The 25176-nt window shown below is 57.1% G+C and carries 22 protein-coding genes and 4 pseudogenes; 1 reads left to right on the top strand and 25 read right to left on the bottom strand.

The features are described from left to right. Positions 1-99 precede the first annotated feature (99 nt). The gene (gene recQ / locus AC0L7U_RS12670) at positions 100-1959 is read left to right on the top strand and encodes a DNA helicase RecQ (RefSeq protein ID WP_473691146.1); all 1860 of its coding nucleotides are present in this window, start codon (positions 100-102) and stop codon (positions 1957-1959) included. A gap of 113 nt (positions 1960-2072) precedes the next feature. On the opposite strand, the gene truB is transcribed toward recQ, so the two are convergent. The 25 genes and pseudogenes from truB to hslV form a co-directional block, all read right to left on the bottom strand. Further along, positions 2073-3011 (bottom strand): tRNA pseudouridine(55) synthase TruB, encoded by a 939-nt coding sequence (gene truB / locus AC0L7U_RS12665; RefSeq protein ID WP_473691144.1) that lies wholly within the window; start codon positions 3009-3011, stop codon positions 2073-2075. Positions 3012-3058: 47 nt separating this feature from the next. Beyond that, a complete protein-coding gene (gene rbfA / locus AC0L7U_RS12660) occupies positions 3059-3496 on the bottom strand; it encodes a 30S ribosome-binding factor RbfA (RefSeq protein WP_473691142.1) in 438 nt (145 codons plus the stop codon). 104 nt (positions 3497-3600) lie between these two features. Next, positions 3601-6141: a translation initiation factor IF-2 gene (gene infB, locus AC0L7U_RS12655; protein WP_473691140.1), complete on the bottom strand. Its 2541-nt coding sequence runs from the start codon at positions 6139-6141 to the stop codon at positions 3601-3603. Beyond that, complete coding sequence (locus tag AC0L7U_RS12650; RefSeq protein WP_473695806.1) at positions 6068-6265, bottom strand: translation initiation factor IF-2 associated domain-containing protein; 198 nt, start codon at positions 6263-6265, stop codon at positions 6068-6070. Before AC0L7U_RS12650 ends, infB begins: the two co-directional genes overlap by 74 nt. Positions 6266-6306: 41 nt before the next feature. Further along, on the bottom strand, positions 6307-6960 hold the full coding sequence (locus tag AC0L7U_RS12645) for an RNA-binding protein (RefSeq protein WP_473691138.1): 654 nt from the start codon (positions 6958-6960) through the stop codon (positions 6307-6309). 36 nt (positions 6961-6996) lie between these two features. Beyond that, positions 6997-8643, bottom strand: a complete 1647-nt coding sequence (gene nusA / locus AC0L7U_RS12640; RefSeq protein WP_473691137.1) for a transcription termination factor NusA — start codon at positions 8641-8643, stop codon at positions 6997-6999. A gap of 69 nt (positions 8644-8712) precedes the next feature. Further along, positions 8713-9306, bottom strand: coding sequence for a ribosome maturation factor RimP (gene rimP / locus AC0L7U_RS12635; protein ID WP_473691135.1), 594 nt, complete (start codon positions 9304-9306; stop codon positions 8713-8715). A gap of 201 nt (positions 9307-9507) precedes the next feature. After that, positions 9508-10194: a tRNA (guanine(46)-N(7))-methyltransferase TrmB gene (trmB, locus tag AC0L7U_RS12630; RefSeq protein ID WP_473695803.1), complete on the bottom strand. Its 687-nt coding sequence runs from the start codon at positions 10192-10194 to the stop codon at positions 9508-9510. A gap of 63 nt (positions 10195-10257) precedes the next feature. Continuing rightward, on the bottom strand, positions 10258-11430 hold the full coding sequence (gene metK / locus AC0L7U_RS12625) for a methionine adenosyltransferase (RefSeq protein ID WP_473691134.1): 1173 nt from the start codon (positions 11428-11430) through the stop codon (positions 10258-10260). A 106-nt stretch (positions 11431-11536) separates the two neighbouring features. Continuing rightward, positions 11537-11941: pseudogene (locus tag AC0L7U_RS12620) on the bottom strand (helix-turn-helix domain-containing protein). A gap of 182 nt (positions 11942-12123) precedes the next feature. Then, positions 12124-12435, bottom strand: a complete 312-nt coding sequence (locus AC0L7U_RS12615) for a hypothetical protein (protein WP_473691132.1) — start codon at positions 12433-12435, stop codon at positions 12124-12126. Between the two features lie 65 nt (positions 12436-12500). Beyond that, positions 12501-13748 carry an apolipoprotein N-acyltransferase gene (lnt, locus tag AC0L7U_RS12610; RefSeq protein ID WP_473691130.1) on the bottom strand — a complete coding sequence of 416 codons (1248 nt, stop codon included), beginning with the start codon at positions 13746-13748 and terminating at the stop codon, positions 12501-12503. Positions 13749-13893: 145 nt separating this feature from the next. Beyond that, a complete protein-coding gene (locus AC0L7U_RS12605; RefSeq protein WP_473691128.1) occupies positions 13894-15084 on the bottom strand; it encodes a transporter associated domain-containing protein in 1191 nt (396 codons plus the stop codon). A gap of 31 nt (positions 15085-15115) precedes the next feature. Next, positions 15116-15616 (bottom strand): annotated as a pseudogene (ybeY, locus tag AC0L7U_RS12600) (rRNA maturation RNase YbeY). Between the two features lie 34 nt (positions 15617-15650). Then, positions 15651-16697, bottom strand: a complete 1047-nt coding sequence (locus tag AC0L7U_RS12595; RefSeq protein ID WP_473695801.1) for a PhoH family protein — start codon at positions 16695-16697, stop codon at positions 15651-15653. Positions 16698-16758: 61 nt separating this feature from the next. Beyond that, the gene (gene miaB, locus AC0L7U_RS12590; protein ID WP_473695799.1) at positions 16759-18234 is read right to left on the bottom strand and encodes a tRNA (N6-isopentenyl adenosine(37)-C2)-methylthiotransferase MiaB; all 1476 of its coding nucleotides are present in this window, start codon (positions 18232-18234) and stop codon (positions 16759-16761) included. A gap of 285 nt (positions 18235-18519) precedes the next feature. Next, a pseudogene (gene olsA, locus AC0L7U_RS12585) lies at positions 18520-19379 on the bottom strand (lyso-ornithine lipid O-acyltransferase). 61 nt (positions 19380-19440) lie between these two features. Further along, entirely contained in the window at positions 19441-19929 is a 489-nt protein-coding gene (gene rimI, locus AC0L7U_RS12580) for a ribosomal protein S18-alanine N-acetyltransferase (RefSeq protein WP_473691126.1), read from the bottom strand. After that, complete coding sequence (locus tag AC0L7U_RS12575) at positions 19926-20342, bottom strand: tRNA threonylcarbamoyladenosine biosynthesis protein TsaB (RefSeq protein WP_473691124.1); 417 nt, start codon at positions 20340-20342, stop codon at positions 19926-19928. Before AC0L7U_RS12575 ends, rimI begins: the two co-directional genes overlap by 4 nt. 49 nt (positions 20343-20391) lie before the next feature. Further along, entirely contained in the window at positions 20392-20604 is a 213-nt protein-coding gene (locus AC0L7U_RS12570; RefSeq protein WP_473691122.1) for a tRNA threonylcarbamoyladenosine biosynthesis protein TsaB, read from the bottom strand. A gap of 177 nt (positions 20605-20781) precedes the next feature. Further along, positions 20782-21343 (bottom strand): annotated as a pseudogene (locus AC0L7U_RS12565) (NifU family protein). Between the two features lie 177 nt (positions 21344-21520). Further along, on the bottom strand, positions 21521-22015 hold the full coding sequence (locus AC0L7U_RS12560; RefSeq protein ID WP_473691120.1) for a universal stress protein: 495 nt from the start codon (positions 22013-22015) through the stop codon (positions 21521-21523). A gap of 114 nt (positions 22016-22129) precedes the next feature. After that, positions 22130-23437, bottom strand: coding sequence for an ATP-dependent protease ATPase subunit HslU (gene hslU / locus AC0L7U_RS12555; RefSeq protein WP_473691118.1), 1308 nt, complete (start codon positions 23435-23437; stop codon positions 22130-22132). A gap of 26 nt (positions 23438-23463) precedes the next feature. Next, the gene (locus AC0L7U_RS12550; RefSeq protein ID WP_473691116.1) at positions 23464-24567 is read right to left on the bottom strand and encodes a hypothetical protein; all 1104 of its coding nucleotides are present in this window, start codon (positions 24565-24567) and stop codon (positions 23464-23466) included. Next, positions 24564-25124: an ATP-dependent protease subunit HslV gene (gene hslV / locus AC0L7U_RS12545; RefSeq protein WP_473691113.1), complete on the bottom strand. Its 561-nt coding sequence runs from the start codon at positions 25122-25124 to the stop codon at positions 24564-24566. The genes AC0L7U_RS12550 and hslV overlap by 4 nt, the downstream gene beginning before the upstream one ends. Positions 25125-25176: the final 52 nt, after the last annotated feature.

Genomic DNA, 25176 nt, shown 5'->3' with positions numbered 1-25176 from the left:
CAATTGCCCTGCGGGAGCGAATAAGAGAAAATGCAGGTGGTTCGTGAGCGCTTTTCCTGAGGCCAGCTGCGCAACCTCCTGCCAGGGATCCTCATTTTCATGCTGTCATCGCCGCCGCGTGCCCACCACACGGACACACATAAGCACAAGAACCCGCGCAAGGTGCTGAGTTCGGTTTTCGGGTTCTCCGATTTCCGCGGCCGTCAGCGTGAGGTTGTCGATACGTTGCTGGACGGCAAAGACGCTGTCGTGCTGTTCCCCACCGGGGCTGGCAAATCCATGTGCTTTCAAATTCCGGCGCTTTGTCGTGAGGGCGTTGGCATTGTCATCTCGCCCCTGATTGCCTTGATGAAAGATCAGGTTGGCAGCCTTCTCGGTGCTGGGGTAGAGGCTGCGGCCCTCAACTCATCACTCACAGCGGATGAGCAATCCGAGGTGCGCGCCAAGGTGCGCGATGGCAAGATCAAGCTGCTGTACGTCACACCGGAACGCCTGTCGCAGGAGCCGTTCCGCCGTTTTCTCGACAGTCTCCCGATTGCGCTTTTTGCCATTGATGAAGCCCATTGCGTCAGCCAGTGGGGGCATGATTTTCGCCCGGAATACCTGTCGCTCGCCGATCTGGCGACCCGGTATCCGGGCGTCCCACGTGTCGCGCTCACGGCGACCGCTGACGCCCATACCCGGCAGGACATTATCGAGCGTCTGCGTCTGGAAAATGCGGAGATCTTCTCCACCAGTTTTGACCGCCCGAACATCCGCTATGAAATCGTTGAGCGCGCCAACCAGCGGCAGCAACTTCTCGATTTCCTGAAGCGCCACAAGGATGAAAGTGGCATTGTCTATTGCCTGTCACGGGCCAAGGTCGAAGACATCGCCGAATGGCTCAATACCAAGGGCATCGCGGCGCGTCCTTATCATGCAGGACTGCCTGCGGCAGAACGCGCGGCGAACCAGGACGCTTTTCTGCTGGAAGAAGGCCTTTGCCTTGTCGCAACCGTCGCCTTTGGCATGGGAATTGACAAGCCGGACGTGCGGTTCGTTGCCCATCTGGATCTGCCCTCCTCGGTTGAGGCTTATTATCAGGAGACAGGCAGAGCCGGACGTGATGGCGCCCCGGCCGAAGCCTGGATGGCTTATGGCATGGCCGACATGATGCAACGCCGCCGTATGATCACCGAAAGTGACGCACCAGACGAAATCAAGCGTGCCGAAATAGGCAAACTCAATGCCCTTCTGGGGATTTGTGAAACGTCCGGCTGCCGCCGTCAGGCACTGCTTGCCCATTTTGGCGAAGTCTACCCCAACCCCTGTGGCAATTGCGATACCTGTCTGTCACCAGTGGAAACTTGGGATGGGACACAAGCCGCACAGAAATTCATGTCGGCGGTCTATCGTACCGGCCAGAGGTTTGGCACCGGCCATATCATTGATGTGTTACTGGGTAAGGACACCGAAAAGGTCGCCAAGTTCAAGCACGACAGTCTGTCCGTCTTCGGCATCGGGCAGGAGCACAACGGCCGCGTCTGGCAATCCGTTGCGCGCCAGTTGGTTGCGGCTGGCTATATGGATGCGGACCACCGCCAGTTCGGTGCATTGGTCTTGACGGAAGCCTCACGCACCGTGTTGCGAAACGAGACACAGGTGCTGCTGCGCAAAGATCGCGCGGCTTCGACCTTGCGCAAAGGCAGGGCGGCACACCATTCCAGCGTTACAGATGATATGGAGCAAGAGGATCGGCTTCTTTTTGAGCGGTTGCGCCGGCTCCGGCGCCAGATCGCCCAGGAAAACGAAATCCCGCCGTATCTCGTCTTCCCCGACACGACGCTCGCAGGCATCGCAGAAGCCCGCCCGACGAGCGACCATGCGCTCCTCGCGGTCACAGGCGTCGGTCAATCCAAACTCGACCGCTACGGTGAAGCCTTCATCGATCTTGTGGAAGCTTTTGAGGCTGGTGTTTAAGCGATCCACACGAACACGGTCGAAGTTTCCCAAGTCCAAACATAGCAAGAAAAAGCCCGGCAGACGCTGAGAGCGTTGCCGGGCTTGGAGATCAGAAGCGTCAGGATCTCGACTTATAGTTTGAAAACACGCTTCGGTTGAAAGCGACCTTTTTCGACAGCACCCAAAGCAACGGGAACGCTGGCATGGCTGGCGAAGGCCTCTTCGCAATTGAGAGGGGCTTCGCGACCGCGCAGAAGGATGGCCATGCCGCGGCGCAGCTTTGCGGCGTCCTCAAGAGACACTGGCACCTCTACGAGGGCTTCCATGGACTCGCGCACCGGCAAGATAAACTCCATGAGCGGATCAATGCCCGCGCCTTCTTCCAAAGCCTCTGCCGCTTCAATCAATTCATCGAGGGTGACCATGTCTTCCTCGCCGAAGGGGCCAACCAGAAGTCGGCGCAACTCAGTCACATGCCCGCAAGTTCCGAGGCGCAACCCGAGATCGCGCGCGAGTGCACGGACATAAGTGCCTTTGCCGCACTCTGCCTCAAAGACGGCCGTATCGCTTGACGGCATCTCAACCAGGTCGAGGCGATGCACATCAATGGGCCGTGCCTCAAGTTCCACATCCGCACCATCGCGTGCCAAATCATAGGCCCGCTCGCCCTGCACCTTGATCGCAGAAAAGGCGGGCGGAACCTGCATGATCGTGCCATGAAACTCGGGCAATACGTCGCGGATCGCATCTGCATCCGGGCGCACATCGGACGTGGCGACGACCTCGCCTTCGGTGTCGTCGGTGTTGGTCTGAGCGCCACAGGTCACCTCAAACCGATAGACCTTGCGCCCATCCATGATGCAAGACACCGTCTTGGTGGCTTCGCCAAACGCCAGCGGCAGGCACCCGGAGGCACGCGGATCAAGTGTGCCGGCATGACCCACTTTTTCAGGATGCAGAATGCGCTTGATTTTGCTCAGAGCATCATTCGATGTAATGCCATATGGCTTGTCAAGAACAAGCCAGCCGTCGATGGCATTGCGGTGTTTCTTAGCCCGTTGAGGTGCCATTGCAATCTCGTGTCTTCAAAATCTGAAAAAGCGTGAGAACGGACGCTTTACTGGTCGCGGTCGTCATCGTTTCCGTCGACGCTATCGGTCTCATCGTCGAGATCGCGCTTGACATCCGGCGAGTGCAGCAGCGCTTCAATGCGATCGTCATCGTCAAACCGTGTGTCGAGCACGAACCGAAGATCAGGGGCATATTTCATCGTCAGCCGCCGGGCGACCGAGCCCCGCAGGAATTTTGCACAACGGTTCAATGCCTTTTCCACACCCGCGCCATCCACGCCACCAAGCGGCATGAACAGGCAGGTTGCAAGACGCAGGTCCGGCGTCATGCGAACTTCAGGGATCGTTACGATAACCCCTTCCAGTTCCGGGTCCGCAACTTCGCCGCGGGTCAGAATATCGGAAACTTCCTTACGCACGAGTTCGCCAACGCGCAACTGTCGCTGCGAAGGGCCCTTGGCGCTTTGTCCGGTGTGTTTTGCCATGTTTTTTCTATCCGTTTTCAGCTTCGATCAGGTCCGAAATACAAGAAGCCGGCGCTGTCTTTCTGACGGCGCCGGCGTAATGCTGTTTCGTATCTGACCGGCGATCAGAGCGTTCTTGCGATCTCTTCGACGTGGAAGCACTCGATCACATCGCCAGCGCGCATGTCCTGATAGTTGACGAAGTTCATGCCACATTCCTGACCGGATTCGACACTCTTGACTTCATCCTTGAAGCGCTTGAGCGTCCCCAGCTTGCCTTCGTGGATAACGATGTCATCGCGGATCAGGCGGACATTTGCGCCACGCTGTACAACGCCTTCGGTGACCAGACAGCCAGCGATCTTGCCGACCTTGGAGATGTTGAACACCTCGCGAACTTCGGCGTTGCCGAGGAACGTTTCACGACGTTCCGGCGACAGGAGGCCAGACATTGCTGCCTTGATGTCGTCGACCAGATCGTAAATCACGTTGTAGTAACGGATTTCGATGCCTTCACGCTGTGCTGCGTCGCGCGCCTGACGGTTGGCACGAACGTTGAAGCCGAAGATCGGCGCCTTCGAAGCGGTTGCCAGCGTCACGTCGCTTTCCGTGATGCCACCGGCATTGGAGAGCAGGATGCGCGCTGCAACTTCGTCGGTGGCCAATTCGCCGACCGCGTAGTTGATCGCTTCCAGAGAACCCTGAACGTCGCCCTTGAGGACAAACGGGAATTCCTTACGGCCCGTTTCCTTCAGACGGTTCATCATCTGCTCCAGCGAGCCACGTGTGCCCGAGGCAACAACCGATGCCCGTTCACGCTGCAGACGCTGACGATACTCGACGATCTCGCGAGCCCGGCCTTCGTTCTCGACGACGGCGACCATGTCACCAGCTTCCGGCGTGCCGTTGAAGCCCAGGACTTCAACAGGCTTGGACGGACCAGCTTCATCAACATGCTTGCCGTTTTCATCGATCATGGCACGAACACGAGCCCACTCGGAGCCTGCTACCAGGATATCACCCGGGCGCAAGGTGCCCTTCTGGACCAGAACCGTAGCAACAGGCCCACGACCGCGGTCGAGCTGTGCTTCGATGACAATGCCTTCTGCGGTGCGTTCCGGATTGGCCTTGAGTTCAAGGATTTCCGACTGCAGCAGAACCATTTCGAGCAACTTGTCGAGGTTCTGGCCAGCCTTGGCCGAAACTTCAACGTCGATCACTTCACCGCCCATGGCTTCCACGACGATGCCGTCCTGAAGCAGTTCTGTCCGAACGCGGTTCGGATCAGCACCCGGCTTATCGATCTTGTTGATCGCAATGATCATCGGAACGTCAGCGGCCTTGGCGTGCGCAATGGCTTCCTTGGTCTGCGGCATGACACCGTCGTCAGCAGCAACCACCAGGATCACGATATCCGTGGACTTGGCACCACGAGCACGCATCTGCGTGAAGGCGGCGTGGCCCGGCGTATCAATGAAGGTGATCTTGTGACCAGCCTGTTCGACCTGATAAGCGCCAATGTGCTGGGTAATGCCACCGGCTTCGCCCGTCACAACCTTGGAATTGCGGATCGCATCCAGCAGCGACGTCTTACCGTGGTCAACGTGACCCATGATCGTGACAACTGCCGGACGATCCTGAAGGTTGTCGGACGTATCCTCGATGGAGAAGAGACCTTCTTCCACATCAGCTTCAGACACGCGCTTGACCGTGTGGCCCATTTCTACGGCGATCAATTCGGCCGTATCAGCATCGATGACGTCGTTGATCTTCATCATCTGACCTTGCTTCATCAGAAGCTTGATCACATCAACAGCGCGCTCGGCCATACGGTTGGCGAGTTCCTGAATGGTAATCGCTTCCGGCAAGGTTACTTCGCGAATGATCTTTTCACGTGGAACCTGCTGATTGCCACGACGCTCCTTTTCACGACGCCGGCGCAGAGACGCCAGCGAACGTGACCGGTTTTCATCATTATCCCCGGTTGCCGACGAGATCGTCAGCTTGGAACGGCGACGATCATCCCCTGTGCGTGGGCGGCTCGGCGTGGGGGTTGCATTCCCCGGCTTGCCGCCGCGCTTGTTCGGAGCACCGGCACCACGTACCGGCTTGCGCTCTTCATCTTCACCCGGACGCGCAGCAGGACGGATACCAGCCTTTTCAGGAGCCGCAGCATTGGCAGCCGTCGAACGATTACCGCCCGGACGCGCCGTGCCAGACCGCTGATCAGAGCGAGCAGCCGGCTTGTCACGTGCAGGAGCAGCAGGCGCCGCTTCAACCTTGGGCGCCTCAGCCGCACGCTGCGCAGCCAGCCGAGCTTCCTCAGCTTCGCGCTCACGGCGCTCGACTTCTTCCTGGCGCAGACGTTCGGCTTCTTCAACCGCACGCCGTGCATCTTCTTCAGCGCGACGTTTTGCGTCGATTTCCGCCTGCTTCTTTTCTTCAACCGCGCGCGCCTGTGCCATCTTCAAGGCCGCGGCACGTGCAGCTGCCTCTTCCTTGGTCAGCGTCTTCAGGAGCTTGCCGCCCTTCTGGCGGTTACCACCCTTGGCAGCCGGCTGAGGAGCCGGAGTAGGCTTACGCGGTGCAACTTCACTCGGTTTGTCGAGGCGCTGCGTTTTCAAAGCCGGTTGTTCGGGCTTCGTTTCCTGACTCTGGAACCACAACGCGACGCTTTTTCTTCTCCACGACGACGGCCTTTGACCGGCCATGCGAAAATGACTGGCGGACCGTACCCTGGTCACCACCACCGCCTCGCTTGAGGCCGAGCGTTTTACGCTCGACACTGATTGTCTTGTCAGCCTGGATTTTTCGTGTCGCTCATATTGCCTTCAGTCCTGCGCAACTGCACTGTTCGCGCTGCCTGTGTCCTCTTTGGCGGAATTCGACCGGAAAACCTCGAGGGCGCGTGTTCTCGCCATAAAGTTTTCACTCGCCCGACCCGCAAGCAGTGCAGCATGTATCACATTTGACCGACCCAATGCCAAATCCAATTGAGTCGAATCGAACAAACGGACAACGGATAGTCCGGTTGCAATTTCATCCCGGCTAGCGGTCACCCGCGCCAGTTTTCGAATTCCATCCTCGGCTGCGTCCGAGGCATGGATGAGGCCAACAACGCCTTCGCGTCGCAATGCAGCCTCAACCTTGGAGAAACCGGTCACCAGCTCACCTGCCTTGCGTGTCATTGACAAGGATGCAAGCGCTGACCGTTCCAGCAGAGCATCAACCCGCTCTGCAAGTCCGTCCTCGACGTGTGCTTCTGTTTTGAAGCCGCGTCCGAACACCTTTTTTCTGTTTTTCTCCGCCAGCTCAATGATTTCCCGACTGGCAGTAACCCAGACACCACGCCCAGGCAATTCACGTTTTAAATCGGGAACGACATGTCCCTGAGGGTCCATGACGAAACGCAGGAGGCGATCGACAGGAAGAACCTCCCGCGTGACGGCGCATTGCCGCTCGGTCGGTTCATTTTTCCTTGGCACTCAATCACCTCCAGCAAATCCCTTGTCACCGGGGCTTCAGCCTTCGGTGGCAACGCTTTCGACTTCCTCGACATCTTCTTCCGTCTCGGTGTCCAGCTCTTCTTCGCCAGCATCATCGCTCTGAGCGGCCAGTTCTTCTTCCGTGATCCATCCGGCTGCCACACGGGCCGCCATGACGATCGCTTCAGCTTCGGAGCGAGAAAGATTGAACGCGCTCAAGCTGCCGTCGAAACGCTTGGTTTCACCATTCTTGCGCTCAGTCCAACCCACAAGATCATCCGCTGCGCACCCTGCAAGATCTTCGACGGTTTTAACATCGTCCTTGCCAAGTGCAACCAGCATCGCAACTGTGATGCCATCAATCGTCAAAAGCTCGTCGGCGACACCCAGATCACGACGTTCCTGATCCATCTTCGCTTCGCGTTCCTCAAGGAAGTCACGAGCACGCGCCTGAATCTCTTCAGCCGTCTCGTCGTCGAAACCTTCGATAGACGCAATTTCATCGTTCTCGACGTAGGCGACTTCCTCGATGGAGTCAAAGCCTTCCGTTGCCAGAAGCTGTCCAACCATCTCGTCAACATTAAGACTTTCCATAAACAGCGCGGAGCGCTCCTGGAATTCCTTGTTGCGACGCTCGGATTCCTCGTGCTCGGTCATGATGTCGATGGCCCAGCCCGTGAGCTGGGACGCCAGCCGCACATTCTGACCACGACGACCAATGGCAAGCGAGAGCTGCTCATCAGGCACAACGACTTCGATGCGCTCGGATTCTTCATCCAGAACAACCTTGGCCACTTCCGCGGGCTGCAAGGCATTCACAATGAAGGCCGCGGGCTCGTCGTTCCAAGGTATGATGTCGATCTTTTCGCCCTGAAGCTCACCAACGACCGCCTGAACACGGCTACCGCGCATCCCAACGCAGGCTCCGACCGGGTCGATTGAGGAATCGCGGGAGATGACCGCAATCTTCGCACGAGAGCCCGGATCACGCGCAACCGAGCGGATCTCAATGACGCCGTCATAAATTTCCGGCACTTCCTGAGCAAACAGCTTGGCCATGAACTGCGGATGCGTGCGCGACAGGAAAATCTGCGGGCCACGCTGCTCGCGACGCACATCATAGATGTAAGCGCGAATGCGGTCGCCCGTGCGGAATGCCTCACGCGGAATCAGCTCGTCACGACGAACGATGCCTTCACCACGACCCAGATCGATGATCACATTGCCGTATTCGGCCCGCTTGACCACGCCATTGACGACTTCGCCAACGCGATCCTTGAATTCTTCGTACTGATGATCACGCTCGGCTTCGCGCACTTTCTGAACGATGACCTGCTTGGCAGACTGAGCTGCGATACGGCCGAAGTCCAGTGGCGGCAACGGTTCGGCGATAAAGTCGCCCAAGGCTGCTTCCGGATTACGGCTCTGCGCATCTTCAAGCGCGATTTCCGTCGAAACGTTTTCAACGACTTCCACAGCCTGAAGCAGGCGCTGCAACCGAATTTCACCGGTTTTCGGATGGATCTCGGCGCGGACTTCCGTCTCGGTACCATAACGGGACCGGGCTGCCTTCTGAATCGCATCTTCCATTGCACCAATGACAATGTTGCGATCAATCGACTTTTCCCGAGCCACCGCATCAGCGATCTGCAACAGTTCCAGCCGGTTAGCGCTGATAGCCATTTAATCCACTCCTCTTGCGCCACCTTCAAGCATGTTCAGCGCATTTCGCAACCTCATGACACTTGATGGTCAGTTCGGCTTGTGTGTTTCATCTTCTGCGTCGCCATCGGAGCGAGCGACCAAAGCCGCCTTTTCCGCTTTCAGCGCCGCGTCAATCAGATCATCCGTCAAAACCAGCTTGGCCTCGCCGATGTCTTCAATTCGAAGGGTCACGGTATCATCATCCTCGGGCCGCCCATCCGGCAATCGGACGATGGCATTGCCATCCTCAGCACCGATCAGGATACCACGAAACCGCTTCCGACCGTTATGCATGACCGCCATATCAATGCGCACTACATGCCCGGCCCAGCGCTGGAAATCACCGACGCGCACCAGCGGGCGGTCGATACCAGGCGATGACACCTCAAGATGATAGGCGCGATCAATCGGATCATCGACGTCAAGTGCCGGAGAAACGGCACGGCTGACAACCTCACAATCCTCAATCGCAAACGTGCCGTCCGGGCGCTCTGCCATGATCTGCAGCGTGCAGCCATTGGCCGCGCTGATCTTGGCACGCACCAATCGAAAGCCCAGGTCTTCAATGACCGGCTCGATAATAACAGCCACGCGCGCTTCGAGGCCCTGTTCCTTGATGGTACGCTCTTCGTGTGCGCTCACACTCAACTCCTGTTGGACCCATCGGCCAAAGGCCGGTTGTCTCAGTCGATCTCATCGGCCTATGCAAAAAAGAGCGGGTCCGAGCAGACCCACTCTCAATACCGCATATCAGCCGTTTGAGAAGGAAACACTGGCTATATATATGCAAACCCCATTCAAAGGCAAGAGCAAAGCCTTGCCTTCCCGCAAAGATGCGTCGGCTCAGACGCGCAGGAAGGTCAGATAGCGTGGAACACGCTCTTCCCGCAGAGCCTTTGCCTCATAGCGGGTGCTTGGCCAATTGGACCACGGCTCGACCCAATCGGCACGACTTTCCGCCTGCCATTCGAAAGCCGGATGGTTGCGGCACTCTCGCAAAGTCCAATCAACATATGTGTCGATATCGCTGGCAAACCGAAATTCGCAGCCCGGCTTAAGTGCCCGTGCATACCGATCCAGATTTTGCGAATTGATGAACCGGCGCTTCCAGTGGCGACGCTTGGGCCACGGGTCTGGATACAGTTGATAAGCCAGATCGAGCGACGCTTCAGGCAACCAGTCCAGTACATTAATAGCGTCATCATCATAAAGACGAATGTTGCCGATGCCTTCGGCGTGAACCGTCGTCAACACCTTGGCCATGCTGCCGACAAAAGGCTCCACACCAATCAGCCCGACGTGCGGATTTTCGCGCGCCCGATGCAGCAAGTGCTCACCACCGCCAAAACCGACTTCCAACCAGACTTCGCGCACAGGCACCTCGAAGAGGTCGAACAAGCTCTCAGGCGGCGGTGACTGGAGGTTTAGCGAGAGTTTTGGCAGTTCCTCGTCCATCAGACGCGTTTGCGTCGGGCTGAGGGGTTTGCCCTTGCGGCGGCCGTAGAACGAGCCTTCGTAATGATCATTCATGGTCATTTGCGGATCGTCGGCCGCAGCCGACGATCTACTCCGTTGATTTGGATTGGACCGGCCTTATCCGGCAATTGACCGCAATGCGTCAACCAAATCTGTCTTTTCCCAACTGAAACCGCCATCAGCGTCCGGAGTCCGGCCAAAATGGCCATAAGCTGCGGTGCGCTCATAAATCGGCTTGTTGAGGTCCAGATGCTCCCGAATGCCACGCGGGCTCAGGCGCATAACATCACGCAAACCCTTTTCGAGGCGGGCTTCATCGCAATGACCTGTGCCATGACAATCGACGTAAACCGACAGAGGCTCAACCACACCGATGGCATAGGACAACTGAATAGTGCAGCGATCGAGCAAGGCCAGCGGCAACGACGTTTTTGGCCAGATAACGCGAGGCGTAGGCCGCAGAGCGGTCAACCTTGGTCGGATCCTTGCCAGAGAACGCCCCCCACCATGCGGGGCCGCACCACCATAGGTATCAACAATGATCTTGCGACCTGTCAGACCAGCATCGCCGTCCGGACCGCCAATCACGAAAGCACCCGTCGGATTGACGTGCCAAACCGTCTCGTCCGTGATCCAACCGTCCGGCAAGGACTGAAGGATATACGGCTCAACGATCGACCGCACGTCATGGGACGTCAACTGCGCATCAAGGTGCTGGGTCGAAAGAACGATGGAACTGACACCAACAGGCTGACCGTTTTCATAGCGCACCGTGACCTGGCTCTTGGCGTCAGGCCCCAGAAGCGGCTCTTGACCGGATTTACGCACATCTGCCAACGTCTTCAGGATCTTGTGCGAAAACAGGATAGGAGCCGGCATCAGCTCTTCTGTTTCACGGCAGGCATAGCCGAACATGATACCCTGATCGCCCGCGCCCTCGTCCTTGTTATCCTTTGCATCAACGCCCTGCGCGATGTGCGCGGACTGAGCATGAAGATAGACGGAGATGTCGCAATTTTCCCAATGGAAACCGTCCTGTTCGTAGCCGATATCCTTGACGGCCATACGGGCCAGATGAGCGATATAGTCTTTAGTGATATCGGCCGGGCCGCGCGTTTCGCCAGCAATCACGATGCGGTTCGTGGTGGCGAGTGTTTCACAGGCCACACGTGCTTCCGGCATCTGGCTGAGGTAGGCGTCCACGACGGCATCGGAAATACGGTCACAGACCTTGTCCGGATGCCCCTCTGAAACGGATTCAGAGGTAAACAGGTACTCTTGACGGGCCATTGGCTAGCGTCCTTCTGGGAATGACAAAGAATGGAGCGGTGACCATGTCACCGCTCCGCTCACATCAATCTAAGAAGAATTACAGAAAATCAAGCCCTTCGTCGGATTAGTCGTCGCCGGCGACTGCCCGGACGAGGTCGACGATGCGACGCCGTACCTTGGGATCCTCAATCCGAACAAAGGCCTTGTTGAGCGCGAGGCCTTCCGAAGACGAGAGAAAATCGACAACATAAGACGCAGGCTGGCCTTCGCCCATGCCGTTTGCTTCCTCAGGGGTACCTGGCGCATCTTCGAAAAAGAAGGCGACCGGCACCTTCAGGATCGTGGCGATATGCTGCAAACGACTGGCGCCGATACGGTTGGTGCCCTTCTCGTATTTCTGAATCTGCTGAAAGGTGATGCCCAGGCTTTCGCCGAGCTTTTCCTAGCTCATGCTCAACATCATGCGACGCAAGCGAACACGGCTTCCAACGTAAATATCAATGGGATTAGGAGCCTTTTTACTCGGCATCTCTTTGTCTTTCTTTTTCTTGCAACAGCGCACCCGCCGTTATTATTGATTTTTCAGGTCTCTGTGGGCATCGATAAAACCATCAATGCTTTTGCAACCGCCGCAGCACAGCGATTTCTGTCGTTTCCGCTGAACGACCGGCGGCTTTTAACACAAGTGTTTTATTGACCCAAGCTGTCTTTTCAATTTTTACGCGAGTCAAGGTTGTATCGACAAATCAAGAAGATTAGCGCAATCAGGCCAACAAAACCGGCGAATGGCCAATCGCCAGTTCGTGCATAAATCGTGGCCGGTAGCGGGTTTGGCAAAGGCGCATCGATAACGCCGCGCCGTTCAAGACCGAGATGCGCAATCTCACGCCCCTTGGCATCATAGACCGCAGATTCGCCGGTATTTGCATCTCTGACGAGCGGCAGCCCCTGCTCGATGGAGCGCACCCGAGCCTGCGCCAGATGCTGATGCGGGCAAGGCGTATTGCCAAATACAGGCGTCATTCGTGACGTTGAGCAGAAACCCGGGGCGCGGTGTCCCCGGAGCCGCAAGCGATGGAAAGATCGCCTCATAGCAGATCAATGGCCAGAAGGAGGGGATCCCGCCCGTTGGTGTCATGATTTGATGATCTGCACCCGAATGAAAAGCACCAGAGCAACGCGACAAGCTTCGACAGGCCAAGACTTTCAAGGAAATCGGAGAGCGGCAAATACTCGCCAAAAGGAACAAGATGCTCCTTGTCGTAAGCACCCTCGATAACGCCCTGTCCGTTTAACAGGAAGATCGAATTGTAATAGCTGGGCGGATCAGTGGATTCATCCTCTCGGATGGCTCCGGTCGCAAGCGCCATCTTCCCATCCAGCAATTCCGCAATCCGCGACAGCGCGATCTCATCCCGGCTAAGAAGAAACGGCAGAGCGGATTCCGGCCACACCAACAAACGATGCGCATCCTTGCGCGCAGCATGCGACAGAGGGCGACTGCTGAGTTGCAAATACTCATTGAAGATCCGTTCGCGGTTTGTCGGCCGCCACTTTTCGGTTTGCGACACATCTGGCTGCACCAACCGCACATCCGTATTGCTGAGACCTGCATCCGGCATCACATCCAGTCGCCAGTAGCCGAATGCCAGCAACGCAACAAGCAACACACCCGCCATGGACAAGACATGGACCTTACGCCGTGCGGGCAAAGTGTCGCCGAGCACGGCAGGCGCAGAACACATCAGCAGAACGCAGAGACCAACGCCGTAGATGCCAATGACACTCGCCCCCTGCAAAAGCGGCAAGCTGTCCGAAAACGCATATCCGAAGATGTTCGAGGAAAGCCTGTCAGGACATGCCCCCGGATATAATCGGCACCCGTCATTGCCAACGCAAAGATCAGCAAGCGGGAAGGGTTTTCGGGCCAGACAAGCGCCGCCAGCGCCAGCGCAAGACCCGGAAACAGAGCCAGCCCCATGGGCATGCACAACACGGCAAGCGGCATAAGCTAAGGCAAATTGGTCTGCATCGACCAGAAAGGCCGACCCAATCCACCACAGACTCGCGAGAAAAAAGCCAAAGCCGAACCACCAGCCCAACGAAAAGCCGCGTCTGAAGCGCCCGCCCCACGTTCCTTTGCCTGCATCCAACGCCCCATCCATGAGCCAGACGAGGCACGGCAGTGTGACCAGCAGCAACGGCCAATAACCCGTTGGCGGCAGTGCCAGCGCAGAGACCAGTCCGATCAGAAACGCGATCCCTCTGCGACGCCAGCCCCATGCCAGAAGACAACCATTCGGCACGGCCAACAACGCATCGTAAATCTGTTTCATGGAAAAAGTCCCAGCTTCAACACGGCTTACATGCATTTGCGACGGAATAAGGGGCGCGTCAAGCCTGAGACACGCACGCAGCCAAAGTGGCTGCGTGATTACGGTTTTACGATGTCAGGCATGCCTCTGCGTACGTCCGTACATGTCAGCGGTCATCACGGGATGTCTCTGAGGCCTCGCCACCCTCATTTTCCGAAGAGGGCCTGCGCACACGGCGACGTTGCTCCACATGACGAATATCGGCGGCGCGACGACGGCGAATTCCAAGGCGCTTGATGCGGCGTGGATCAGCATCCAGAATCTCGAATTCGAACCCCGGCAGATCGCTGACAAGCACCAGTTCACCGCGCACAGGCACACGACCGACCGAGACATACAGCAGGCCACCGAGCGTATCGACATCCTCACTGGCTTCGATGGAAGCCAAATCAGTGCCCATTTCTTCATCGAGATCTTCCAGCGGAATGCGCGGATCTACCGTCCACACGCCTTCAGAGACCATCTTCAGCAGATTGTCTTCTTCCTCGTCGTGCTCGTCTTCGATGTCACCGACGACTTCCTCTACCAGATCCTCAAGCGACACAAGGCCATCGGTTCCACCATATTCATCAATGACCAGAGCCATCTGAATGCGGCCCGCCTGCATGGTGGCCATCAGATCGGTCGCGGGCATGGAGGGCGGGACGAACAGCAAGTTTCGGACAAGCCCGGTATCTTTCAGTGGCGTCGACAAAGCGACACGCGAAAGGTCGAGAGTTTGCGTTTCAGAATTATGGCCAATACCTGCAGCAGGCTCGTCAGTCCCAGCGGCAATGTCCTCGCCCGCAGAGCCCTGCGCAGGTTTTTCGCTTGGGCCTTCGATGTCTGCGGTTCCCTCTTCAACCATCAGACCGACCACATCCTTGATGTGGATCATGCCGCGTGGATCATCGAGCGTTTCTTCATAGACAGGCATACGGGAATGACCGCTCTCCTGGAAAATCTCCATGAGACGTCCAAGCGGGGTGGCACTGTCGACGGCTTCAATATTGGCCCGCGGAATCATTACGTCATCGACGCGCAATTCTCTCAAGCGCAGAATATTGCCAAGCAGCAACCGCTCTTCTGGCGAGAAGGCCGCATCTGTTGCGGTTTCACGTGCCAGTTCGTCTTGCAGGTTCTCGCGCAGGCTGCTGCCGCTTTGACGCGAGAAAAACAAACCTCTCACCCGATCCCAAAAGGCGGGTGGTCTCGTTTCAGGTCTCCGTCGAGACCCGTCTTCGTCTTGTTGGCCACTCGACTGCTCCCCTGTCGAGGACGGGGTGTCGCTACTTCGAGTTTCTGGTTCTGTCATCATCGTCTGTTGCCGGATTTCTCACGCTTCAATGTCAATCACGATCCGCAATCAAGGGACTGTCCGCATACGGATCAGCGATGTCGAGGCGCGCCAAAATTGTGCGCTCCAGACCTTCCATGACCTCCGCTTCTTCATCATCCTGGTGATCGTAGTCAAAAAGATGAAGAATTCCATGAACCACGAGATGGGTGAGATGGTCGCGGAAGTCAATTCCCATCTCCTCTGCTTCGCGCGACACCGTCTCGAAAGCCATCACAATATCGCCAAGCAACGGCCCATAGAGATCCCCATTCGGATCGCTTGCCGGAAACGACAGAACGTTGGTGGGCTTGTCCTTGTCGCGTCAGGTTCGGTTAAGTTCCTGCACCGCCGCGTCGTCTGTGAAAACAAGCGAGACCTCGCTCCCCTCGACAATTTCGAGAGGAGCCAAAGCGAAGGCCGCCGTCAAAGCACGCAAACAAAGCGCCTGCAACTCGGCCTCATCACCCCAGGCGTCGTTTTGCACCGACACCTCAATATCCAGCTTGCCGATCATCTCGGTCGGGCTCGACATTCTCAGTGGCCCATCATCTGTCGGCACGATCTTCCACGGCACGGGCCGCAGCCTGACCAGCCATATCGCGACGGCGTTCCTTGGCCTGCAAGGCATCACGAGACGCATTGTCATAGGCCGTTACAATGCGAGCAACGAGTTCGTGGCGCACCACGTCCTGTTCGTTGAACTTCACTGCGGCAACCCCTTCAACACCCTCAAGCAAGCCCAGAGCCTCACGCAGACCTGACACCTGACCGGAGGGCAGGTCAACCTGACTGGGGTCCCCGGTCACGATCATCTTGGAATCTTCACCAAGGCGCGTCAGAAACATCTTCATCTGCATCGAGGTGGTGTTCTGCGCCTCATCGAGCAGCACGACGGCGTTCGACAGGGTTCGACCACGCATGAATGCCAAGGGAGCCACTTCGATCTGACCGGACGCCAGTCCGCGATCGACCTTTTCCGGCGACATCATCTCATAGAGCGCATCATAAAGCGGCCGCAGGTAGGGATCGACTTTTTCCTTCATGTCACCTGGAAGGAAGCCAAGCCGCTCACCAGCTTCAACGGCTGGACGCGACAGGATCAAACGGGTCGCATCACCGCGTTCCAGAAGAGCTGCCGCATAGGAGACAGCAAGAAAGGTTTTACCCGTTCCGGCTGGTCCCGTTCCGAACACCAGATCGGCCCGGTCCATGGCACGGATATAGGCATCCTGCGTTGGTGTGCGGGCTACAATAGTTTTGCGACGGGTGGAGATTTGGGCAAGAGCCATGCGCGATTTTGGCTCCAGCGTCGGTAGGGGAAGCTGCTGTTCCGCAGCCGCTGCCATGCGCAGGGCGCCATCGACATCTGCAGGTTGAATATCTTGCCCTTTGAGAAGGCGTTGATACAGACCTTCAAGCGCGGCGCGCGCCTGACCACAGGCCGAACTCTCGCCTTTCAGAGTGACCTGATTTCCGCGAGCGATGGCTTCAATGCCGAGTTTCTGTTCGATAACTGCGAGATTCTGATCGAACTGTCCAAACAGATCACCAATGAGGCGATTATCATCAAAGGCCAGAACGATATGCGTCATGTCTGATGCTGGCGTCCCCGAGCTGGACGCAGCCGGTAACTTGCGAGCCGAATACTGGCTGTCACGCGTCAAATGCGGCCTCCTTTATGGCAACGGGATCCAATCCCGCCCCTTCATGATGCCCGTCCTTCAAGTCACCGAATAGAGAGTTGCTTCCGATTTCAACGATTTCCACCGCTTGAATCGTTCCGATGAGATCTTCCGGGGCTTCCACAGCAACAGGCTGCAACCACGGCGACTTGCCGACGATCTGGCCAGCGTTGCGTCCCTTGCGCTCAAACAGCACATCACAGGTCATTCCCTTGCGCGACGCATTGAAAGCGGTCTGCTGCTCCAGCACCAGCTTTTGCAGCTCGGCCAGTCGCGCGCTTTTCACATCTTCAGGGACCTGATCGTCCATCAAAGCCCCCGGAGTTCCGGGACGCTGCGAATATTTGAAAGAGAAAGCAGAACCATATTCCACACGACGAATGAGATCCATCGTGTCTTCGAAGTCCTGATCCGTCTCACCCGGGAAGCCAACAATGAAGTCGCACGACAGGGCAATATCCGGGTCCGCTTCCCGGATGCGGTCAATCAATCGGAAATAGTCGTCGCGCGTATGCTTGCGGTTCATTGCGGCGAGGATCTTGTCTGATCCTGATTGCACCGGCAGATGCAAATAAGGCATAAGTTCTTTCAACTCACGATGTGCATTGATGAGATCATCATCCATGTCACGCGGGTGGCTGGTGGTGTAACGCAAACGCTCAAGACCATCGACGTCCGCAAGATGCCGCAACAGCCGTCCGAAGCTCCACGACGAGCCATCTGGCGCCTCACCGTGCCAACCGTTGACGTTCTGCCCCAAAAGCGTGATTTCGCGTACGCCGTTAGCCGTCATCGTGCGCGCTTCTTCGACAATCTGCGCCACCGAGCGCGACACTTCCGCGCCGCGCGTATAAGGCACGACACAGAAGGTGCAGAACTTGTCGCATCCCTCCTGAACCGTCAGAAAGGCTGCCGGTGGCCGTTTGACTTTCGGCGCCATGCGTGTCTTTTCCGAGAGATCCTTGAACTTGGCGTCAATGTCGAACTCTGTCTCAACGACCTTGCGCCCTGCAGAGGCTTCGTCCAACAGTTTCGGAAGACGGTGATAGCTCTGCGGACCAAAGACAAGGTCGACGATCGGTGCGCGGCGCGAGATTTCTTCGCCTTCAGCCTGAGCCACACAGCCAGCAACACCAACCATCATCGACTTGCCGCCATTGCGCTCGCGTTCTTCCTTGAACTTACGAATACGACCCAGCTCGGAATAGACTTTTTCCGCAGCCTTCTCCCGGATATGACACGTATTGAGGATGACCAGATCGGCATCATCCATGCTTTCGGTCGCGGAATAGCCTTGCGCGCCCAACACATCATTCATGCGCTCGCTGTCATAGACATTCATCTGGCAGCCATAGGTACGCATGAAAACCTTGCGCTTGACTGCGACCGGCGACTTGGTGTCCGTATTGGTCTCGTCCACAATGGCGGTGTCCTGGCCTTGCGTCATAAGTCCCTCAATATCCGTGGCTGCCCGAAGCGCATCCCGCTGAAAGGCAAGCTTCATGTGTGTCTGACTGACCGGTCGCACAAGGCAGCATAGGCCGCCCAAGGTTCACGACATCGTTCTTCTGGCGAACGAGGCAACCTAGCTCGCTTGCTCCCTGTTTGAGGGAGAGCGTCCAGATATGACGGAAATCCGATCATTTCCCAAGGGTCTTCCCTTGGCTTGAGCGCAGCTTTAGCGTGTTTCTTGTCGCTTGAGAATAGCTGCAATAAAGAGTTTATCAGCGTGTCATGGCCGCATCTTTTCAATCGCGCCGTCGCCAGTGGGTCGTTCGGCCTTGCGGCGGACCCCATGCGGATCGCTCACGTCGCCGGAAAGAACCGACACCACGCCGGCACGTACCCGGTCTTCCAGTTGTCGCGTCAATGCCTTGCGGTCTGTCTCCAGTGTCACACACACCGGTTCTCCCCATACCAGGGTCACATCCAGCGCGCCATCGCGGACAACGGCCCAAAGATGATCCGCCAACTCCATATCGCCATACCAGCCAATCCGGGCGCGCCAATTGCGGCCAATTGGCAGACCATGCAGCCGGTTGTAGACAAGCGACAGGGGTTGCACCCAAACAGCTTCGCCCGCTTCAAGCGCCCGGGTCGCCGCCCCCAGCAAGGCCGAGCGAAACGGCAGCACATAGCCACCATCACTGGATGTCCCTTCCGCAAACAACACCATCGCATCGCCTTGCGACAAGCGCTCGGCAATCACATCCGCCACCTGTCCGGTTTCCGACCATGCCTGGTGCGATTGACAAAGACAGTGCGTTGCAACCGTGCGAAAAGCCCAAAGATCGGCCAGCCGGACACTTCCGACTTGGCGATGAAAGACAACGGCATGACCGAACCCAGCACGGTAATGTCGGCCCAGGAAACGTGATTGGAGGTGATCAGCAGCGGCCGCTTCGTTTCACGACGCCCGACCTCATGCACCTTGATGCCGATCAGACGGGTGGCGGCCAGATGCCACCACCAGGGCAGGGCCCGGCGTATGGGCAGGTTGAATTTCACGGCCACCCATTGCGGTGGGATGAGCACCAGCGTGATCAGCGTCAACAACAGCAGACACAGCACGGCTCTTACGGTGGCAATCACGTCGTCATACTCCCGGTCCGCCGGTCATCGCATATCATGATGCAGTGCAGACACAGCCGGATTAGCGCAAATTGATACGCATGACCAGAGCCGTTCCATCCCCGTTGCTGGCGCTGTAATAGCTCTTGCGTTCGCCCACTTTCTTGAAACCGAACCGCTCGTAGAGTTTCAAAGCCGCCTGATTGGCCATATCGACCTCGAGAAACATGCACTCGCAGCGATCCGAATAAAGCCGGAAGATTGCTTCCTTCATCAATTTTCCAGCAATTCCGCGCCCACGATGCTGCGGCTCTACGGCAACGGTGAGCAATTCAGCTTCCCCCGCTGCCGCCCTGTAAAGCACAAAGCCCATCGGCGTGCGACCATTACGCTCGCCCGGAAGCCGGGCTTGCAGGCAGACGACGCCGTCCTGAGCCGTCAGGCTGGCAATCTCATGCTCGGCCCATGGGTGAGCAAAAGAGGCAGCATGAACATCCGCAAGACGCGGCAGATCATCTGCCTGCGCTTCTTCGACGACCGGTTCAACGGTCCAATTCCACCAGGCATTCATCGACGTAAAATCCGACCATTCTTTTGTGGCTTGGCATCCGCCGAACGCAGATACATCGGCACCGGCTTGTGCCTTTCAGGGTCCAGCCCTGCACCAAGCTTGGCAATAAGTTCAATATCCGGGAAAACTGTCTCTGCAAGAATATGATCAGCCGGACTGCCCAAAACCTGCGCGGCCTGAGCAGCAGCCGATCCCAGCAGACGGACATCCGCCCCGAGTTCACTCGCAAGATCCGGCAGCCGACGCACCTGCGGCTCTGAGTGAGCTGCGCCATCGCCATCGAAAACCTGCGAGTAGATTTCGTCGCCCTTACCCGTCAACGCGACCAGCAGAAGAGTATCACCGGCCGGAGTCGATCCCTCACTGGCAAGGGCCTGCAAAGTGGACACCCCAACGACTGGAATGTCCAGCACCACGCCAAAGCCACGCGCAACAGAAAGACCGACCCGCAGTCCGGTAAAGCTACGCTGGCCCTACAGTGACGACAATGCGGTCCAGATCACCGAAGGCCAGACCAGAGGCGGCCATGGCCTCTTCGATCATCGGCACCAAGCGCTCTGCATGTCCACGCCCGATCTCGTCTTCGCGCCGAGCAAGACACACCGTGGTTGCCTCCGTATCGACAACGGCAACGGCACAATTCGCAAGAGCTGTATCAAGGGCAAGAATTCGCATGGTCTCGTGCAGTAAGGCGACTAAGGGAAATTGTCCAGCCGAAGGGGCATTCCAACAGCCGAAACCTGTCGTGTGTGGCCCAGACAAAACAGTGCCGACGCCACCATGGGTGCGTCGGCACTGAATTTTCAACACGTTATAGCCAAACGTCAATCAGTCGCAAGGAAATGCGGTCAATCAGATCGGCCGAACTTCTTCAACTTCTGGCACGAAGTGACGCAACAGATTCTGGATGCCATGCTGCAGCGTCGCTGTGGACGACGGACACCCGGCACACGCACCCCGCATCGAGAGATAAACCACACCTTCCTTGAAACCCTTGAAGGTGATGTCACCGCCATCCTGCGCAACAGCCGGACGCACACGCGTTTCAATCAGGTCCTTGATGACCGTCACTGTTTCCTCGTCGTCGGCTTCAAAGAACTCGCCGCCAAGCGATTCATCACTGTCGTCATTGATCATGATCGGCTGGCCCGACATGAAGGTTTCCATGATCGCACCCAGAATGGCTGGCTTCATGTGCTGCCAGTCGTTCTCTTCGGTCTTGGTCACTGTGACAAAATCCATGCCGAAAAAGACTGCCGCAACAGCCAGGCACAGCAAAGATCTTCTGCGCCAATGGCGACACCGCCGCATCGGTTTCAGTGCGAAAATCGTAGGTACCCTCGGGAAGAACAACCCGTCCGGGCAGGAACTTCAAGGTCGCCGGGTTCGGCGTCGCCTCGGTCTGGATGAACATGATTGAATCCTGAGTTGCCAATATCCAAAGGCCCAGCTTGTCAGAAAGCCGCAGATGCCCAAAAGGAATATTGAAAGTTGAGCTTTGCCCTTAAGATAATCTCTATTTCAGAAGGAACAAGCCCTAGCGCCACCGCCGGGGGACTTGAGAGTCCTGAATCTAGCCAGCATTCGCTCTTCAAGCCAAGGCTGCGATTGACTCATCGTCAAGATTACCAGGGACAATGGTCACGGGGATCGGATAAGGACCAACCCCCTTGCTGGCGATCTGCGTGACCAAGGGATAAGGTCCTTCGTTGCCAATGCCAGCAGTCAGGACAAGAATGGCAATATCAGCGTCATTCTCAATCAGCTCAAGAATAGCCTCGGCCTTACCGTCTTCCCGAATAACCGTTTCGGGTTCCGTGCGCGCAACTTCGCGAACGCGCTCTGACGCCTTGGCCAAAGTCGCCTCAGCTCCTTCCATCGCCTCGGCCCGCATGATGTCTTCGACACCAAGCCAATGCTGGAAGTCTCCCGTGGCGATAACCGCCAGAAGAATAACCACACCGCCCGTCCGAGCGGCCCGCTTTGCGGCATAGACGATTGCCCGATCACATTCGGGCGTATCGTCCACGACCACGAGAAACTTGCGGCGGTGGCCTTCCTCATTGCTTTTTCTAACTGCTACCATGCGCGCATGCTGCCATCGTCGGAGAAAGACCGCAAGCAGAACTGCCCTCGTGACACCCTGCCCGGATAGAAAATCTTACCTGAAGCTCCCGCTTCGGCAGACCCTCTCGAGCCATCAGAGGATAAACTTGGACAGATCCGTGTTCTTCGCAAGCTCACCGATATTATCGCGCACATACTCAGCGCTCACTTCAAAGGCTTCCCCTGACATGTCGGTTGCCTTGAACGAAACGTCGTCGAGAATACGCTCCATCACCGTCTGCAGGCGGCGCGCACCAATATTTTCAATGCTCGAGTTCAGATCCACCGCCACACTGGCGATTTCGTCAATGGCGTCTTCCGTGAAGGACAGTGTGACGTTTTCTGTCTCCAGCAATGCGATGTACTGCTTGATCAAACTGGCTTCAGGCTCGGTCAGAATTGCCCGGAAGTCTTCGCGTGTCAGCGCCCGCAATTCAACGCGGATCGGCAAGCGACCCTGCAATTCCGGCAGCAGATCTGACGGCTTGGCAACATGGAATGCACCCGAGGCAATGAAGAGAATGTGGTCCGTCTTCACCTGACCATGCTTGGTGGCCACGACAGTGCCCTCAATAAGCGGCAGCAAATCACGCTGCACACCTTCCCGCGAGACGTCGCCGCCTGACCGACCTTCTCGCGCACAGATCTTGTCAATCTCATCAAGGAAAACAATCCCGGAGTTTTCGACCAGAGAAATGGCTTCCTGAACGATCTTGTCCTCGTCCAGCAACTTGTCAGATTCTTCCTCGATCAACAGACCGTATGAATCCTTCACCGTCGTCCGCTTGTTCTTGGTCTGGCCACCAAAGGCCTTACCAAGAATGTCCGACATATTCATGACGCCAATGCTGCCACCGCCCGGCATGCCCGGAACATCGAAGCTCGGCATCTGGGACTGAGCCCGGACCTCGACTTCAATTTCCTTGTCATCCATCTCACCTTCACGCAGCTTCTTGCGGAAACTGTCACGGGTCGCGGGGCTGGAATTCTTGCCCACCAGCGCATCAAGCACACGTTCTTCCGCCTGCACATGCGCCTTGGCTTTCACTTCCTCTCGCTTGGACACCCGCACCATGGAAATGCCAGCCTCAACCAGATCACGAATGATCTGCTCGACATCACGACCAACGTAACCAACCTCGGTGAATTTGGTCGCTTCAACCTTGGCGAAAGGCGCCTGTGCAAGACGAGCCAAACGGCGGGCGATCTCGGTTTTACCGACACCCGTCGGCCCGATCATGAGAATATTTTTTGGCAGAACCTCCTCGCGCATCTGCCCGGTCAGTTGCTGGCGACGCCAGCGATTACGCAACGCAATAGCGACAGCGCGCTTGGCGTCTTTCTGACCGACGATGTAGCGATCAAGTTCCGATACGATTTCACGAGGGGAAAAATCAGTCATTGTTTTCTTTCTATTCAATCGGTCAGTCAACAGCCGGGATGAAACGCATGAGACCCGTCGATGAGACGGGGCGAACCACTAGACGGCGGATCGGGTGCCAAGGCAGATCCCAGCACGAGCATGAACAAGCCGAGGGCGACGAGAGCCACGGCGACCGATGTTTCGAGGTTGAGCGAAGCGCTGCTTCTGATCAGCGTGAACAGCGCAATTCCGAAGTAGGACAGACCGGAGACCAGCAAGGCACGACGATCAACAACAATCGCCACCAAGGCCAGCACAAGAAGCGACAGAATGACCACCGGCGCATTCGCCGAGGTCACGCCATAAAATTTTCCGACAAACAGCAAAAGCAACGAATGCACGATCATGGGTGCGGCCATCAGATGCAGCCAGAAGGCCTTGTCCGTACGCACGGTCTGTCGTTGCAGATCGCGGCTATCAAAGACCATGGCCGCCAGAAACAGACACAAGCCAGCAGCCAGAAAGAACCAGTCGGCCTGATACTCGAAGAGCGAGGGAAAGACGGCATCAAGCACAAGGGCCGCAAGCACGACAAGAACGGCGGCAATCAGCGCCACCCCCACGGGCACCCGAAACCGCCAGTAATGCAGCACCACACCCACTATCGCCACGAGGCTCGGGACGATTAATGCAGCAGGATCATTCGCCGATGTAGTCGTCAGAAGGTGCTGCAGGCCCATCGCCAAGGGGTTCTGCGATTGCACGAACCATGCCGCCACACCAAAGAAAAACAAAGGCGCAAAACAGACTGTCAGCAGAAAAGAAGGCAGAGCCAGCTTTAGACGGCGCGCAAAGATTTCCGACAAGCCCCAAACCAAAACAGCGGCCAGAACCGCGGTCGATCCGGGTGCGCCTGCGCTGCGCAGCCCATACGTGACACCGACGAGAAAAATCAGAATGCCGATGGCAATGAACACATCATGGAAGCCCCGGACAAAGCGGACCTCTTCCGCATCCACACGCGAGACGGGAACATCCGCGTCGGCTGCGGTTGTTGTTACCGGAGCCTGCCAGAAAGCCTGCAACTTGTCAGCTTGCTCCACCGACAGAATACCTTCTCCCACGGCAGCATCCAGACGCTGAGGATCAAGACCGTTCGTCTGGATCACGTGATGCTCTCCAGTTTCTCAACGCGGACATTGCCATTGGTGTAAACGCAAATTTCTGCAGCCACTTCCATGGCCTTGCGGGCGATGGTTTCGGCGTCATGATCGCTGTCAGCCAATGCGCGCGCCGCAGCCAGCGCGTAATTGCCGCCAGAGCCAATCCCGATAATGCCGCCTTCCGGCTCCAGCACATCCCCATTGCCGGTGAGCACCAGCGACACTTCCTTGTCGGCCACGATCATCATGGCCTCCAGGCGACGCAAGTTGCGATCTGTCCGCCATTCCTTGGCCAATTCCACACAGGCCCGCATGAGCTGTCCGGAATATTGCTCAAGTTTGGTTTCCAGCAACTCGAACAGCGTGAAGGCATCCGCCGTTGCCCCCGCAAACCCAGCAATGACTTCGCCCTTGGCCAGCGGGCGGACCTTACGGGCCGTGCTCTTGATAACGGTCGGCCCGAGGGACACCTGACCGTCTCCAGCCACAACCACTTCGCCGCCCTTGCGAACAGTGACGATTGTGGTGCCATGCCAGCTTACAGGATCACGGGTGTCGCTCATGAGGACCTCTTGTCTTTGTTTCTTCAATTGAACCGAGCCACCTAAGGGGCCT

Source organism: Roseibium sp. 10G30-5 (assembly GCF_055809635.1).
The sequence above is the reverse complement of the archived record's forward strand: the minus strand, read 5'-3'. Positions and strand labels throughout refer to the sequence as shown.

Bases quoted from the DNA above. Each gene is read 5' to 3' on its own strand.
- truB (WP_473691144.1), bottom strand. From the start codon at position 3,011: ATGGCACCTCAACGGGCTAAGAAACACCGCAATGCCATCGACGGCTGG.
- AC0L7U_RS12605 (WP_473691128.1), bottom strand. From the start codon at position 15,084: ATGATGACAGAACCAGAAACTCGAAGTAGCGACACCCCGTCCTCGACA.
- nusA (WP_473691137.1), bottom strand. From the start codon at position 8,643: ATGGCTATCAGCGCTAACCGGCTGGAACTGTTGCAGATCGCTGATGCG.
- AC0L7U_RS12560 (WP_473691120.1), bottom strand. From the start codon at position 22,015: ATGGTAGCAGTTAGAAAAAGCAATGAGGAAGGCCACCGCCGCAAGTTT.
- AC0L7U_RS12570 (WP_473691122.1), bottom strand. From the start codon at position 20,604: ATGCGAATTCTTGCCCTTGATACAGCTCTTGCGAATTGTGCCGTTGCC.
- recQ (WP_473691146.1), top strand. From the start codon at position 100: ATGCTGTCATCGCCGCCGCGTGCCCACCACACGGACACACATAAGCAC.
- rbfA (WP_473691142.1), bottom strand. From the start codon at position 3,496: ATGGCAAAACACACCGGACAAAGCGCCAAGGGCCCTTCGCAGCGACAG.
- rimI (WP_473691126.1), bottom strand. From the start codon at position 19,929: ATGAATGCCTGGTGGAATTGGACCGTTGAACCGGTCGTCGAAGAAGCG.
- hslV (WP_473691113.1), bottom strand. From the start codon at position 25,124: ATGAGCGACACCCGTGATCCTGTAAGCTGGCATGGCACCACAATCGTC.
- hslU (WP_473691118.1), bottom strand. From the start codon at position 23,437: ATGACTGATTTTTCCCCTCGTGAAATCGTATCGGAACTTGATCGCTAC.
- miaB (WP_473695799.1), bottom strand. From the start codon at position 18,234: ATGACGCAAGGCCAGGACACCGCCATTGTGGACGAGACCAATACGGAC.
- metK (WP_473691134.1), bottom strand. From the start codon at position 11,430: ATGGCCCGTCAAGAGTACCTGTTTACCTCTGAATCCGTTTCAGAGGGG.
- AC0L7U_RS12615 (WP_473691132.1), bottom strand. From the start codon at position 12,435: ATGACGCCTGTATTTGGCAATACGCCTTGCCCGCATCAGCATCTGGCG.
- lnt (WP_473691130.1), bottom strand. From the start codon at position 13,748: ATGAAACAGATTTACGATGCGTTGTTGGCCGTGCCGAATGGTTGTCTT.
- trmB (WP_473695803.1), bottom strand. From the start codon at position 10,194: ATGAATGATCATTACGAAGGCTCGTTCTACGGCCGCCGCAAGGGCAAA.
- AC0L7U_RS12595 (WP_473695801.1), bottom strand. From the start codon at position 16,697: ATGACGCATATCGTTCTGGCCTTTGATGATAATCGCCTCATTGGTGAT.